This is a genomic window from Coriobacteriaceae bacterium (assembly GCA_025992705.1).
In the GTDB taxonomy this organism is placed as follows: Bacteria; Actinomycetota; Coriobacteriia; order Coriobacteriales; family QAMH01; genus QAMH01.
Genome location: DAJPGJ010000001.1, coordinates 38,047 through 53,661, shown reverse-complemented (window position 1 = coordinate 53,661; position 15,615 = coordinate 38,047). Strand labels below are relative to the sequence as shown.

Genomic DNA, 15,615 nt, shown 5'->3' with positions numbered 1-15,615 from the left:
ATGACTAAGGGCCTTCTTATAGAAACGGATTGGTGTACGGGTTGCCATGCATGCGAGATGGCGTGCCAACAGGAACACGACATGCCGGTTGGTCAAACGGGAATCAAGGTGTTCGAGCTGGGTCCTTGGGAATACGCACCCGAAACATGGCAGCTCTCATATGTTCCGATTCCAACTGATCAGTGCGATGGATGTGCGACGAGGGTATCGCTTGGAAAACAGCCCAGCTGCGTACAGCATTGCCAAGCTCGCTGCATAAGCTACGGAAACGTGAGTGAGCTTGCCAAGGACATGGAGGGTCACCTCGATCGCGCCCTCTACACCATCCGCTGAGCTACAAGACAAGTTCGCCTTGCAACGAGAATCTCCGACTTGCAGGTTTCATACGAGACCAAGGAAGGAATTACCAATGAACGAAAAAGAAAAGCTTTCTCCAAGACGGTGGATTGCGGTATTCTGCCTCTTTCTTATGCACGCGACGCTCATGGCTGCCTTGATGGTCCCCGGTGCGTATGCCGAGGTGCTAATAGGCGGTTGGGGAGTCCCACAAGACCTGTTCATTCAGCTGACGATGATTAGCTTTTTGACCGGTGCGCTCCTGTCCATTCCGATGGGCATCCTTGCGGATCGATTTGGCGTCACAAAGATTCTGGGAATCGGCATGGTCATTTCCTGTGCTGCGGCAATCGCCCGTATCTTCTGCGTCGAGTTCTGGCCGCTCTATATCTCGTGTTTCGTGATGGGCATCGGTCTTGCCGGTATGAATGCGAATTCAGTTAAGTTTCTTGGTGCCTGGTTTGGCAAGAGGCAAGTCACGACCGCAATGACGTTATACGTCTCTGGCGCTGGTGTGGGTGTTTCCATCATGATGGCCTTAGCATCGGGTTGCCCCGAGATTGGCCCCATGTTCACCGGCACGGCGGCTGTCTTCGTCGTTGCCTGCGTCATCTGGTTCGCATTGGCGCGCATGCCAAAGAATGCCGTCGTCATCAAGGACGAATACAGCGCCAAGGCCGTGAAGTCCGTTCTCTCCAATAAGATCCTGCTCCTCGTCTCACTCGCGATGGTTCTCTCCATGGCCTCTTCGGCATCCTATGCCGGAAATGTTCCGATCGGCCTTCAGAGCAAAGGTCTCGATCCTGCGATGGCCGCTGCTTGGGCGTCGATGATCTCCTTGGCGGGTATTCCCTCGAATTGGATTGTCGGTCCTATCGCCGATGCGCTGAAGAGAATAAAGCCGGTTTTCGCCATTACGGTTTTTGTGGGCAATGCGCTGCTGATTGCCGGTTGGCTGCTTCCACTTGGTGACGCGACTCTGCCCCTCATTATTTCCGGATGCCTGCTTTCTTGGGGCAACATCGCGCTCATCAAGGGCTGCGTTGGCCTCATCCCAACCATCAAGCCGGAGTATATGGGCACAGCAGGTGGAATTCAGACGTTCTTCCAGAATCTCGCAGCGTTCTTGATACCGTCATTTGTGTTCACGCCGTTATCTGGCGGAAACATGGCATTCTTCTTCGTGCTCTGCTCCATTTCTGTAATCCTGGCAGGTGTCGTCATGATGATTACGCCGGAGCTTGGCCTCAAGGGCAAGATTCACCAGAATTCTGTTCCCTCGGGGCAAACCAATGCTGACTGAGTCCTCACTCCGGGACTAGTCATACCCTCCCCCAGAAGGAAGCGGCCCCCTACGGGGCCGCTTCCTCTTTTCCGTATGTACCTTAGACTCCGTTACCGATGAGCGCAAGGATGATACTGTCATCTCTCGAAGTGTCGGCGGGTACCTTCAAGAGATCGTAGATGTCATGTGGAACCGCCTGGGTAATGAGTTCAGCATATTCCCGGGCGTCGATGCGCTCTTCTGGTGATTCAAAGTAACGAATGTTGCCCATCGCGGATTCGACGGATGCAGTTGCCTTAATCAGGAAGTCGAGTGTTTCCGTTATGTGCATGTTGAAGAACTGCGTCAATGTGACTTGGAGATTTTCTACCCGATGCCTGAAGAAGAAGGGGCGCACTCCTCCATAATCGGTAACGGATCCTGCCATTGAGTAGAGCGTGCTGTATTTCTCAAGAAAGCGAGTTGTGATGAAATGCCCCTCTTGCCAAGTGAGGGTTCTGCCAATTCTGTCTACGCCCATCTCGTAGGCGATATTCGAATGCCATCTGACGATAGCGTTCTTATCTTCAAAATGGTTGTAAAACGTTGACCTGGAAATAGAGCAGTCCTCGCAGATTTGGATGACGCTTACCGAATCGAACGAATTGCCCTGCTCGCCAGATAGTCGATTCAGAGATGAGAGAATCTTCATCTTCGTGGAAAAGTTTGGCGATGCGTAGTCATTGTCCATAAGCCCCCCCGACGACTGCTCATTCGGATTCTATAATCTGCGCCTCACCATGTAAATTCTCATAAGACACATTGGCGACAGTGTCCATTGCCGATGGACATGCGCACAAGATGGCAGCGTCCTGCTGTTCAGAGTACCGTTCTTATAGCTTGAGCTGCGTTTTTCATGCAACCAGAATTGATGACAGAGAGTGGAAGCGCGCGCTTCCCTCGGCCTAGCTTTCGTTCGACTCATGTCAGAAGGAGGACTGCATGGAATTCGAAACCGATCTCGGCAAACCGTGGAAGTACCAAGATGGCGATTTCACAGTAATCCGTTCGTCGGTATGGTCTCCGCCCGGCTGTCACCCGGTTGGTTGCGGAATCAAGGTTTATGTCGATAAAGACGGACGTCTTGACCATATCGAAGGCGACGAGAACGATCCGATTACGCAAGGCAGGCTTTGCCCTCGTTGCCTTGCCCTCAAGGATTACGTTTACAATCCTACGCGTGTTATTCATCCCATGAAACGCGCGAAGGAGAAGCGCGGTGATGCAGATGCTTGGGAGCGCTGCTCTTGGGATGAGGCGCTGGATATCATCATGGACAATTGGAAGCGTCTGACCGACAAGTATGGTAGAAAGACCATGGCGATTTTTGTCGGTACCGGACGCGATGGCATGCTCTCGCAAGACTTTCAGCTCTCTATTTTCCGCACGCCTAACGTTGCGTACACCCAATCGGGCTATGCGTGCTACCAACCGCGCATGACAGCCTCGAACATGGTTCTCGGTGCACTCTATCCAGAGATGGATTACGCGGGCGGTCTTCCGGGCGGATATGACGATCCGCAATATAAAGTGCCAGAGCTTATGGTCATGTGGGGAAAGATGCCCCTGGCCTCAAATCCCGACGGGATGTTTGGGCACGCCGTGATTGACCTCATGAAGCGCGGTGCGAAGCTCGCCTGTATTGATCCGCGCATTACTTGGCTTTCGACGCGATCGGTGCTGCAGTTGAGGGTGCGTCCGGGTACCGATGCAGCTCTCGCGATGGCGATGTGCAACATCATCATTTCTGAGGACCTTTACGATCATGATTTTGTCGATCGCTGGACATACGGTTTTGATGAATTTGCCGAGCGAGTGAAGCATATGACGCCCGAAAAAGCTGCTGAAATATGCGAGGTCCCTGTTGAGAACATCTACAAGCTCGCTCGTATGTATGCCACTGCAAAGCCCGCATCCATTGCATGGGGTCTTGCATTTGATCAGAACACGAATGGCATGCAGGCTGGCCATTGCGTGCTGGCGCTCATGAGCATCACCGGAAATCTGGACGTACCGGGTGGAAATGTCGTCGCAGATCTCTCACAACCCGAAGACCTCACATCAGATGCCGTGGCTGGTCAAGCCGCGGACTTTACCGATACAAGGTCATTCATTACTGAGGGTTGGTACCAGATGACCGATGAGGAACGCCAAGAGTGCCTTGGCATGGATAAATACCCTCTCTACTGCAACCAGATTACGGGGTGCCATGCGGATAGCGTGCTCGATGCGCTCGAAACCGATAAGCCTTATCCTGTGCGTTTCGCGTGGATTGCCAATAGCAACTTGCTCGCCCCCACGAATTCTGCCGATCCGACACGTTGGCACAAGGCCTTTGAGCGATCGATTGATTTTGCGTTTGGTACCGACTGCTTCATCACGCCGACGATTCAAGCTACCTGTGATGTGTTTCTTCCGCTCACAACCGTGCTTGAACATGATGGCGTGAACCGAACTCATTACGGCGCCGCATCGATTACCACGGGCATAGGCAACAAGGCCATTACGGTTGGCGAGTGCAAGAGCGATCTCGAGATTTATTGCCTGCTCGCCGAGCGCATGGCGAGCATGTTCCCGGATGACCCGAAGGCGCGCTTCGCGCACGAGAAATATACGGAATACCACGACTATCTCAACAAGAACCGTCTCGAGGGACGTCACGAATTCGATGACGTGAAGAACCTCGTGAAGTTCAAGCGCAACGTGTACTACAGGAAGTACGAGACGGGTCGTCTGCGCATGGACGGACAGCCGGGATTTCTGACTCCCACGGGTCGCATCGAACTCTGGTCATCTGCGTTCAACGCCAACGGAATGGATCCTCTGCCCTATTACTACGAGCCCGACTTGAGTCCTCGAATTCCCGACAGCGGCATGGACGATTTGGAGCTGCAGACGAATCCGCGAGTCGGGGAGAAGCTGGAAGAGGAATGGCACGCGCGCGATTTGCCCCATGCCGAGATCATGGAGCTGTATCCGTTCATATTGTCCACTGGACACAGGCGCTATAGCTCGTTCCACTCGGAGCATAGACAGGTCGCCATTCTCCGTGAACTCGATCCGAATCCGATGGTCGAGATAAACCCAGAGGACGCGGAGAGACTGGGCATCGCAGATGGCCAGTGGTGCGAGATATCCAACATGTTTGGCAAAGCGAAGTACAAGGCAAGGGTGACCCCCGCAGTTCGTGTTGGATATGTCGAGGCAGACCACGGCTGGTGGTTCCCTGAGCAAAACGGCAGTGAGCCGAGCCTGTTTGGAGTTTGGCAATCGAATTGCAATGACATGATTCCCGTGCATCACAACAACGCGCTTGGCTTTGGAGCTCCGTATAAGTGCAGTTGCTGCAATATCGTCCCGCTCAGGGAGAGCTTCGACGTCGACATGAAGAAGTTTGGCGAGAAGTTTGGGGAGTTGGTCTAAATGGCAAATTACGGATTGCTTATCGATTACGAGTATTGCACCGGCTGCCGCTCTTGCGAGGTGGCTTGTAAGGAGGAGCATGGTCTGCCCATAGGCAAATGGGGAATCAGGGTTTTTGATGATGGCCCCTGGCAAAAGGACGAGTCTGAAGACCAGGGTTCAGACTATAACTGGAACAAGATTCCCGTTCCCACGGACCTCTGCGATCTTTGCGCCGATAGGGTCGCAAGGAAACGTAAGCCGGCTTGTGTCCACAACTGCCTCGCGGCGTGCATGGAGTTTGGTCCTGTGGACGAATTATCACAGAGTCTGGGCAAGAAGCCCAAACAGGTCCTATGGGCGCCCCTACAGGAGCAATGACGCCCGGCAATGTGTTTCTACTGCATCCATTGCGGAAAGTGCGGACCGGGTTCGGATTCGGGAACTAGGCCGATTTCTCGTGGATTCTGCATTTTCTGCAATACGCAGAATGATGTGAATGCCTCGTCTTGTTCTCACTGTGGCAAATCGCTGCCCCCGCTGCCCGGATACTCCGGGCAGCGGGATACGTTGCTTGATAGCAGCGCTTGCGAGAAGTTGGAGCAATAGGGGCGAGTGCTGACGAAAGGGAGAGCATATGTCTCATGTGAAAACGGTTGATAGAACGACTACCAAATCGTTGGGCCTTTGCGGGTTCGGTCTTTCCGCAAATGCTGCCGACGTCGATGTGCTTGATGGTCGGGTGGTTCGTATACGTCCAGTTCATTTTGGCGAGAATTACACCAAAGAGGAATTGAGGATGTGGTCATTGGAAAAGGATGGCCATGTCTTTGACCCTGGATTCAAGACGCTTCTGCCACCTCACAGCATCGCCTATAAAACGAGGACCTATTCGCCAAATCGCATTCCCTATCCCATGAAGCGCGTCGATTGGGACCCAAACGGAAAGCGCAATACTCAGAATCGCGGAAAATCGAAATATGTCAGGATCAGCTGGGATGAGGCAACGGACATAATCGCTTCCGAAATCAAGCGTGTCCATGACACGTATGGCCCCTACTCGGTTTACTGCCAGGGTGAGGGACATGGAGAAGCCAAAAACTACGGTGGCTCACACGGATGCCAGATTTCCCTGCTCAATCTGGTCGGTGGCTGCACCATTCAGGCGCGCAATGCCGACAGCTGGGAAGGTTGGTATTGGGGAGCCAAGTGGATTTGGGGAATGGACCCGGTCGGTCAGAATGTCTACCAAAATGGCGTTTTCCGTGATATCACCCAACATGGAGACGCGGTTCTCTTCTGGGGTGCCGATCCCGAGACGACGCCATGGGGATGGGGCGGCCAGCTTCCCTCGCGAATGTGCTATTGGTTCAATGAGATTGGCGTTAAGTCGATCTTCATTTCTCCTGATGTGAACTACACGGGTGCCGTACACGCGGACAAGTGGATTCCTGTTATTCCCAATACCGATGCGGCGCTTCAGCTGGCCATAGCCTATGTTTGGCTGACGGAGGACCTCTACGATAAGGACTATATTGCCACTCATGCTGACGGATTCGACTGGTTTGAGCAATATGTACTCGGTTACCTCGATGACAAGACGCCAAAGACGCCTCAATGGGCAGAGCAGAAATGCGGAGTGAAATCATATACGATCAAGGCACTTGCTCGGTATTGGGCAAAATCAAATGTGTCAATCGGCCATTGCAATGGCGGCGGCTATATCCGCTCGTGTTTCTCGCATGAGCCCGCGCGTCTTGAAGTTGCGCTTCTGGGCATGCAGGCGCTTGGCAAGCCGGGAGCAAATCAGTTCCAATTCATGGAATGGACACTGTTTAATTTACCCACCAAGAGTCCTGTTCCACGAAGTGAGGTGTACCCGAGTGCGGAGGCGGTGTACCACGGATTTGACATGGACATGGGACCGTCTTTCATCGTAAAGACTAAGCTTCCCGAGGCCATCATGAATCCTCCCGTTGAGTGGTATGGCCATACGGCGGCCGGATACCCCAAGGAAGATCAGCTACGCAGGTTTCAGTTTCCGCTGCCGGGCAACGATGGCGTCAAAATGATTTGGTCAGATGCTCCGTGCTGGTCAACTTGCTGGAATGGCGGATTCGAATTTGAAGAGGCGCTTCGTAGTCCCGAGGTCGAGTGCGTCATCGTGCAGCATCCTTGGATGGAGAATGACACGCTCTTTGCCGACATTATTTTGCCTACGGCTACGATGATGGAATGCCCCGATTTAACCACTGATAATTACAACGGTCAGACAGCGATGATCTACATTGAAGAGCAGGCCGTCGACGTTATCGGTGAGGCCAAGTCGGAGTATGACGCAGTGTGTGCCGTGGCTGCCAAGCTTGAGAAGTATGGAGGGCAGTACGAAGGGCTCCTGGAACGTTATTCGAATGGAATGGATTGCGATGATTTTTTGCGCTTTGGATTCGAGCAAAGCGGCGTTGCGGATAGGATTACCTACGACCAACTCAAGGAGCAGCGCTTCTGGTGTTCGCCCATTACCGAAGGATGGGAAGATGAGCCGGCTGGTCTCATTGCGTTCTATCTTGACCCCGAGAGCGCGCCACTTGACACGCCGACAGGCAAGCTAGAGTACTACTCCACGGTTCTGGCAGGCAGTTTCCCCGACGACAATGTTAGGGGGCCGTATCCCAAATGGATTGAGGAGACCCCGACTCATCACGAACGGATTACTTCTGATCGAGCGAAGCTTTACCCCTTCCCGCTTATGTCAAACCATCCTCGCTGGCGCGTGCACGCGAATTTGGATGACGTTCCGTGGCTGCGCGAGATTGGAACCTGCAAGATCAAGGGTCCGGACGGTTATTTATATGAACCCGTGTGGATTAATCCTGTCGATGCGGAGCGGCTCGGCATCAAGCATCACGATGTGGTGAAGCTTTTCAACGAGCGTGGTGAGGTACTTGGCGCTGCGCATGTTACCGAGCGTATTCGCCCCGGTGTCCTTTACCAGGACCATGGCGCCCGTGTCGATGCTATACGAGCTGGTAGCAAGGGCCTTGATCGCGGTGGCGCAAACAATCTCATCTGCACACCAGGCACCACATCGGAAAACTGTGCGGGTGAGGTGACGAACAGCTTCTTGGTAGGAATCGAGAAGGTGGATGTATTTGAGCTTGCCCGTCAGTATCCAGAAGAGTTCTCGCGTACCTACGACTCCGCTACTGGTCATGTGCCCGCAGCATATATTCAGGAGAGTGAATAAGCATGAGCAAAGTGTTTGTTATCGATGTAGATAAATGCAACGGGTGCCATAATTGCCAGGTCGCCTGCAAAGACGAGCACTGCGGGCAAGCGTGGCTGCCCTATGCGGAGGCACAGCCATTGACGGGCCAATTCTGGATGAAGGTGAACGAGAAGGAGCGAGGACAGGTACCCGTTGTCCGAGTTTCGTATTTGCCGCATCTCTGCAATCACTGCGAGAACCCGGCTTGCGAAAAGGCTGCACCGGATGCAGTTTACAAGCGCGAGGATGGGCTCGTCATCATCGATCCTGAAAAGGCGCGGGGGAACTCGAACCTTGTGGATGCGTGTCCGGTAGGTGCAATTTTTTGGAATGAGGAGCTTTCGCTGCCCCAAAAATGCACGGGTTGTGCTCATCTGCTTGACGATGGCTGGGAAGTGCCGCGCTGTGGTGACGCTTGCCCTACGGAGGCTCTCCGCTATATCGACGAAGAAGAAGTTGATTTGGCAAATGCTGTCACGCTTCCCGAGCTGGCAGGGACAGGCCCCAAAGTCTACTATCTGAATTACCCCAAACGTTTTGTTGCGGGCCTTGTCTATGACCCCGAGGCAGACGAAGTAATCATAGACGGTAAGGTCACGCTCAAGCAGGGCGAAGCCGTAGTACAAGAAATGCGCACCGATGATTTTGGCGACTTCAAGTTCGAGCAGGTCGATCCGGGCAACTACGAAATCATCGTTGAGTCAGCGGGATATGACACTGCGCATGTTGGCATCGACCTGTCTGAGAAAGATCGGTTTGTCGGGGATATCGCCATGAATTTTGTTGGAAATCCTAGCAATCGGCCCTCGAATAGGATTCGTGCGCAAGAAGAGCGTGCGATTGCTCAACGCAAGTGGGATGCATCAATTGAGGCGCTTAAGCAAAAGGGTGTTGTCGGCTCAAGAAGCATTGCGGTGATTTGTCCGACATGCGGCAAGAAGGTAAATACCGCGTTGGACGTCGAATCTCCCAGGTGTCAGTTTTGCAAGGCTGATTTGACCGCTGCTGTAGAGGAGAAAGCCGCGGAGCTCACCAGATAGCAGTATATCAACCTTGTTGTACGAAGGGCGCGTTTCAAAAAGCGCGCCCTTCATTTTCTGAGGTGAAGTTTTGAATAGGAAAGCCATTCTCGCGGGAACCTTTGCCATCATCGCCTGGAGCGTGATGACAGCATTTCTCCGGTCGACAACGGAAAACTTTGGGCATTTGGGTGGCATCGCGCTGATCTATACACTTGGCGCGATTCTTTTGTTTGTCGTCAATCGGCCGAGTCCCTTTTGCGATATTCCAAAGAGGTACCTGCTTGTCGGCGGCCTGATGTTTGCTGCATACGAGATTTGCCTCGCTTTGGCCATTGCACTCGCACAAAATCACGTGCAGGTCATAGAGGTGAGCATCCTAAACTATCTATGGCCCACCTTGACTGCGCTGCTGTGGGCGCTCAACCGCAAGAAAGGTCGTGGATTCGCGACGTCGCTCATGCTGCCGAGCATCTTGCTTGTTGCAATAGGCACTGCGCTGGCAGTTGGCGGCCCCGATCTGCTCGCTGCGGGCGAGCAGTCGCAATCGCAGGCTGGCATTCCAGCTTCGTATATGCTCGCCTTGGCAGCATCGGCCATATGGGCGTTCTACACGAATTTCACGCCTCGGATGTCGAAAGGGACAAATGCCACGGCCTTCTTTTTCGTCGTGGTCTCCCTTGTTCTATGGATTGCAGTTGCCATGAGCGGCGATTGGCCATCTATCGGTGGTGCCGATGTTGTCTCGGCAGCGGCTCCTCTAATTGGCGCAACTCTCTCGGTCGCAGTGGGGTACGCCTTGTGGAATTTCGCGATCAATCACGGCGATGTGGGCATTCTTTCCATAATCTCGTATTCGGCGCCGATATTATCCTGCGTGGCGAGTGCTCTCGTTCTTAATGTCGCTCCTGACATCTTTCTTTGGATAGGTGTCATTCTAGTTTCAGTTGGATCATTGCTCGGCTTTTTTGCAAGGCGGGTGGTTGAACGAAGAGAAAGCGATGAGCGAATTCGTGATTAGGCGGAAAGAAAAATTGTGAGGTGACGCCGACCAGGCGTCTGGTGACGACCATGCCCTGGGTCGTGGCCTGGACAGCGGGAGCACCATCGGTGGTAGCGACTGTGCTCACGGCAGCATTGCCCCGTCGAATTCGTGAACGGTTTTCGGAGAATGGGGCAGGACTGGGACAAATGAGACAGCGTCCCTGAGCAACTGTCTCATTCCCGTGTCTGCTACTTCGAATCGCCGCCTGCTTCCGTCACGCGTTTGCGGCCACGCCAGGCAAGCGCGGCGAACACGACGGCTGCGAGAAACGCGATACCCGCCAGCGTACCCACGACGGCAATCGTCCTGTCACCGGTCTTGACGAGCGTCATGGTCTTCTCCGTGCCGGTCGTGTAGGCGTTGATAGTTTCTTCGGCGTCTTTCTTGTTCACGGGGTTTTCGAGCATCTCGTCCGTGATTTCGACCGTGTCGTCAACGGCCTCGCCGTTGCCAGGGGCATCGGTTCCGTCTCCGACGAAGTCCTCCACGATGATGTCGTCGGGCAGGGTCGTGATGAGATCGTCATGGTCAAAGATCTGGTCGGGAATCTCCACGGCATCTGGCAACGTGGTGATCTGGTCGTCATAGTTGACGTCCCCATCGGGAACTTCCACGGCGTCCGGCAACGTGGTGATCTGGTCGTTGTAGTCGAAGATGCCATCGGGAATCTCGATGCCGTCGGGCAGCGTCGTTGACGAAGGCGTGTAGAGCACGTTGATCACGTTGTTGTCAGGGTCCGTGCCCAGGCGAATCTGGGCCGGATATGTGTCGATTACATAGGTTCCGTCAAGCTTGTACTCGTAGGCATCGCCCACGATGAGCTTGTCGAAGCGCTGGTTCGTGAAAGTCTCCGATCCGAGCTTGGTGAATTCGACGTCCTGGGGTGCAAGGGCACCGCTCCACGAATCGGCGGCCAGGTCGGCGCCGGTCATGAGGTAGTAGTTGACCGTGTACTCGGAATTCCACAGCCGCACGTAGTTGAGCGTGTAGACGTTTTGGCTTGGATCGCGCGACACGACCATCCTGTTGGGCCACCCATCCCAGAAGAAGTAGCCGGGGATGTCAACGACATAGCTCCAGGCAGTCAGCTCCTGGCCTTCGTGAAAGCCCGAGAGGGTGCGCGTTCCCATGAGGCGAAGGCCATTCTCGTCTTTGGGCACGTCTGGGTCATCGAACATGACCATCTCGTAGTAGTTGAGCGTGATGGAGCAATCGTCGGCGGGGGATAGGCCTGCATCTCCGTCGCTAGCCAGGGTCTGGTCTTGCATGGTCGATGTCGGGACCTCGAGCTCGTTTCCCTGCGTGTCCACGACGGACTGGGTGGAGTCTTCGGCAAAGGCGCTGTAGGCGCAGTACGCACTCAAGGCAATGCCGATGCACAGGAGCGCGATTGCCGAGATCAAGGAAACCTTGAAATAGCGCATGGAAGTGGGACCTGAAGCAAGCGTCTTCATGATAAACGCCTCCTTAAGTGTTAATTAAGTCACTGTCAAGCATAATACAGCGTTTATCTGGTTTCGGTTGCAAATTATCGGTATAGTTTCCAAAAAGACAGAAATGCGTTATGTCGCTTCGAGCAAAAAAGGGAGATCTCTCCATTCCGCGGCCTTACGGCCGCTCCAGTCGAGATGACAGGTATTGTCATTTCGAGCGGAGCGAAGCGAAGTCGAGAAATCTCATCTCACCTTGCCCTCGTCGGATTCTATTGTCCCCACTTCCATCGGCTTACAATCTTGTCATTCTCGGTCACGCGACCCCATCATCTAGTAACTTACCTTGTGTGGAAAGGAACTTCGCGATGGGGGTGAGATGCGGATGGGGTCAGTCAGCTCGTTTCTGAGCAGTTTTAGCGGCAGCTTCAAGGCCGCGCTTCTCATCTGGCCGTTCCTCTCGTTTGCCCTCACGCTTCCCGTGCTTGTGTACCTCTACCATCGCGATGGTCGGCTGCGCCTGTCATCGGCCGTGGCCGCCTATCTCACCATCCTCTACATCGCGGGTCTGGGTTGCTTCACGCTCTACCCGCTCCCAAGTGGGGATGCCGGCCCGGGCATCACCTACGGCATCCCACCGCAGTTCGATCCACTCAACTTTGTCCACGACATCGCGAAGGACGGTATCAAGGCGGTCCTGCAGCTGTTATTCAACATCGTGCTGTTCGTGCCGTTGGGATTCATCGCGAAGCGCTTCCTGCGCCTGGGCTTTGGCATGACCGTGCTCATCTCGCTCGGGACGACGATTCTCATCGAGACCGCGCAGCTCACGGGCCTCTTTGGCATCTATCCGTACGCCTACCGCACCTTCGAGGTGGACGACATCATCTGCAACACGCTTGGCGGCATCGTCGGATGGTGGTGCGCCTATGGCCTGGGGCGCGTGCTGCCCGAGGAGAAGACCATCTTCCTGAAGACGACCCATGACCCCGGCTTCGTGCGCCGCTGCGTGGCCCTTTGGGTCGATCTGATGATTATCGCCCTGTGCACGGAAGGACCATGGCTGCTGCTGGCCCTGGCGAGCGAGGCGTTTCTCGACGAGCCCTTCACGATAGCGGGGCTTACCGCGCCCCAGACGGAGACGCTCATGATGTACGCCTGCTTCGCTCTTTCCTATGCCGTCTTCGAGGTCGTGGCGCCCTGGTGCAACGAGGGGAGCACGGTCGGCGGCAAGCTCGTGCACATGTCGTTCGAGACGAAAAAGCGGATGGGATCGCAGCGGGCGCTCTTCTACGCGGTGCGCGCTGCCGCGCTCATCGCCATCCTCATGTTTCCGCTCGCACTCGTCCCGGTCGTCGTCATCTTCTACCTTATCGCGCGCAAGATGCCCTACGACTACCTACCGGGGCAATGATGCCAAGTGGGACAAATGGACAGGTCATTTCCCACTTTCATTTCGAGCAAAATGGCGAGATTCCTCCACTTCGGGACCTTACGGTCCCTTCGGTCGGAATGACAGTAGGCAGCGGCCCCCACTTGTCATTTCGAGCGGAGCGAAACGCCCCCGCTGTCATTTCGAGCGGAGCGAAGCGGAGTCGAGAAATCTCGTCATGCTGCCAGCCAGCGCATGCCGATTGGAGGATAATCAGCCCAATAGAACGCGACGACCCGGGAGGGACCCCATGAAGCGCGATTATCCCAATCTCTGCAAACCCCTCAAGGTAGGCAACCTAACATTCCGTAACCGCATGGTGTCGGCTCCCATGGGCGCCACCGACATTACGGCCGAGGGCACGCCGGGTTTGCGCACCCAGGGCTTCTACGAGGCCCGTGCCAAGGGTGGTGCCGCCGCGGTCACCGTGAGCGAGCTCGTGGTCCATCCCGAGACCGACGGCTCACAGATGCTGCACCTTTCGCTTGCCACGCCCGGGCAGCTCGGCGCGTTTGCCTACGTCGCCGACGCCATCAAGCGTCACGGTGCCATCGCCTCCATCGAGCTGTCGCATTCCGGCCAGTATGCGGGCACTTATATGGTTGACAAGAAGAAGAAAGCCGACCTGTGCCAGTGGGGGCCGAGCGATGGCGTGCGTCCTGACGGGCTCCCCGTGCGGGCGCTTTCCGTCGAGCAAATCGAGGACATCGCCGCCGCCTACGCCAACGCCGCCGTGTTGGCGCGCCGTGCGGGCTTCCAGATGTGCATGGTCCATGCGGGGCACGGCTGGCTTATCAACCAGTTCCTCTCGCCGTACTTCAACAAGCGCACCGACGAGTACGGCGGCTCCCTCGAAAACCGTCTGCGTTTCGCTCGCCAGATACTCACCGCGATTCGCGAGGCCACAGGTCCCGGCTTTCCCATCGAGCTGCGCATGAGCGGCTCGGAGCTCTTCGATGGCGGCTACGACATCGAGGAAGGCTGCCGCATCGCCGAAGGCCTCGAGGACCTCGTCGACCTCATCCACGTGTCGGCCGGCTCGTACCAGTTTGGCTTCTCGATCACCCATCCGTCGATGTTCCGCGAGCATGGCTGCAACGTGCCGCTGGCCGCGCAGATCAAGCAGCACGTGTCCGTGCCGGTCATCGCCATCGGCGGCCTATCCGACCCCGCGCAGATGGAGGAGATCGTCGCCGGTGGTCAGGCCGATGCCGTCGCTATGGCCCGTGCGCTGCTGGCCGACCCCGAGCTTCCCAACAAGGTCATGGCAAACCGGGGCGATGAGGTCGTGAAGTGCCTGCGTTGCTTCGTCTGCATGGCCGAGCGCCCTGTGACCCAAACGCGCCGCTGCGCCGTGAACCCGCTTATCGGCCGCGAGTTCGAGGGGCTGACCGTGACGCTTGCTGCTCAGCCCAAGCGCGTGCTCGTGGCTGGCGGCGGCATCGCCGGCATGAAGGCGGCCCACACCGCGGCGCTACGCGGCCATGACGTGACGCTCTGCGAGGCGAGCGACGAGCTCGGTGGCATCCTGCGCACCGAGGCGGCGCTCCCCTTCAAGTACGACATGTACGAGCTGGGACGCACCTATGCGCATCTGTGCCGCGAGGCCGGCGTCGACATTCGGCTCGAGACGCCCGTGACCACTGCGCTGTGCGAAGAACTCGAGCCCGATGCGCTCATCATCGCCGTGGGTTCCGAGCCCATCAAGCTGCCTTTCCCCGTGGCTGAGGACGCTCGCGTGATCTCCATCGACGAGCTCTACCTGGACGGCGCCGAACCGGGACCGGAGGTTGCCGTCATCGGCGGTGGCCTCACCGGTTGCGAGTGCGCGCTGCAGCTGGCGCGCACGGGCCGCAAGGTGCATCTCATCGAGATGCGTCCCGAGCTGGCGCCCGACGCCAACATCCGCCACCGCCCCATCTTGCTGGCGGAGCTGGAGGGCGAGGACATCGACGTGCTGACGGGTGCTGCCGCGAAGTGCGTGGACGCCGACGGCGTGACGGTCACCATCGATGGCGAGGAGAGAGTGGTGCCGTGCCAGTCGGTCATCGCCGCCATCGGCCAGCGCTCGCGCAGCGCGGTTGTCGACGAGCTACGCGATGGTGCGCCGTTCGTGCGCGTCATCGGCGACGCCCAGCGGCCGGCCAACATCACGCTTGCGATCTACGAGGCCTACCACGCCGCGCTGGACGTGTAGCTGCTTTTGTCATTTCGACCGGGCACAAGCGGCCCTCAATTGTCATTTCGACCGGAGGCGCGAAGCGCTGGAGTGGAGAAATCCCTCCGGCCGCTCTGTTTTGACGTTGCTTGCATGTTATAATGTCGTATATTCATTACATTAATTATTGTAATATCTTAA

At 56.0% G+C, this 15,615-nt stretch carries 11 protein-coding genes; 9 read left to right on the top strand and 2 right to left on the bottom strand.

Annotated features, from left to right (window positions below):
- The gene (locus OIM11_00210; protein HJI99573.1) at positions 1–333 is read left to right on the top strand and encodes a hypothetical protein; all 333 of its coding nucleotides are present in this window, start codon (positions 1–3) and stop codon (positions 331–333) included.
- A 76-nt stretch (positions 334–409) separates the two neighbouring features.
- Positions 410–1,639 (top strand): MFS transporter, encoded by a 1,230-nt coding sequence (locus OIM11_00205; protein ID HJI99572.1) that lies wholly within the window; start codon positions 410–412, stop codon positions 1,637–1,639.
- 82 nt (positions 1,640–1,721) lie between these two features.
- On the opposite strand, the gene OIM11_00200 is transcribed toward OIM11_00205, so the two are convergent.
- Positions 1,722–2,351 carry a TetR family transcriptional regulator gene (locus tag OIM11_00200; protein ID HJI99571.1) on the bottom strand — a complete coding sequence of 210 codons (630 nt, stop codon included), beginning with the start codon at positions 2,349–2,351 and terminating at the stop codon, positions 1,722–1,724.
- A gap of 251 nt (positions 2,352–2,602) precedes the next feature.
- On the opposite strand from OIM11_00200, the gene OIM11_00195 reads away from it, so the two are divergent.
- The 5 genes from OIM11_00195 to yddG all read left to right on the top strand — a co-directional run bounded on the left by OIM11_00195 (position 2,603) and on the right by yddG (position 10,370).
- A complete protein-coding gene (locus OIM11_00195; protein HJI99570.1) occupies positions 2,603–5,083 on the top strand; it encodes a molybdopterin-dependent oxidoreductase in 2,481 nt (826 codons plus the stop codon).
- A complete protein-coding gene (locus OIM11_00190) occupies positions 5,084–5,443 on the top strand; it encodes a hypothetical protein (GenBank protein HJI99569.1) in 360 nt (119 codons plus the stop codon). It begins immediately after the preceding gene.
- Between the two features lie 256 nt (positions 5,444–5,699).
- Entirely contained in the window at positions 5,700–8,309 is a 2,610-nt protein-coding gene (locus tag OIM11_00185) for a molybdopterin-dependent oxidoreductase (GenBank protein ID HJI99568.1), read from the top strand.
- Positions 8,310–8,311: 2 nt separating this feature from the next.
- Complete coding sequence (locus OIM11_00180) at positions 8,312–9,370, top strand: carboxypeptidase regulatory-like domain-containing protein (GenBank protein HJI99567.1); 1,059 nt, start codon at positions 8,312–8,314, stop codon at positions 9,368–9,370.
- 70 nt (positions 9,371–9,440) lie between these two features.
- The gene (gene yddG / locus OIM11_00175) at positions 9,441–10,370 is read left to right on the top strand and encodes an aromatic amino acid DMT transporter YddG (GenBank protein HJI99566.1); all 930 of its coding nucleotides are present in this window, start codon (positions 9,441–9,443) and stop codon (positions 10,368–10,370) included.
- Between the two features lie 212 nt (positions 10,371–10,582).
- On the opposite strand, the gene OIM11_00170 is transcribed toward yddG, so the two are convergent.
- Positions 10,583–11,848 (bottom strand): hypothetical protein, encoded by a 1,266-nt coding sequence (locus tag OIM11_00170; GenBank protein ID HJI99565.1) that lies wholly within the window; start codon positions 11,846–11,848, stop codon positions 10,583–10,585.
- A 361-nt stretch (positions 11,849–12,209) separates the two neighbouring features.
- Here OIM11_00170 and OIM11_00165 point away from each other — a divergent pair, with 361 nt between their 5' ends.
- Together OIM11_00165 and OIM11_00160 are read left to right on the top strand one after the other, a co-directional pair.
- A complete protein-coding gene (locus OIM11_00165) occupies positions 12,210–13,238 on the top strand; it encodes a VanZ family protein (GenBank protein HJI99564.1) in 1,029 nt (342 codons plus the stop codon).
- 268 nt (positions 13,239–13,506) lie between these two features.
- A complete protein-coding gene (locus tag OIM11_00160) occupies positions 13,507–15,453 on the top strand; it encodes an NAD(P)/FAD-dependent oxidoreductase (protein HJI99563.1) in 1,947 nt (648 codons plus the stop codon).
- Positions 15,454–15,615 lie beyond the last annotated feature (162 nt).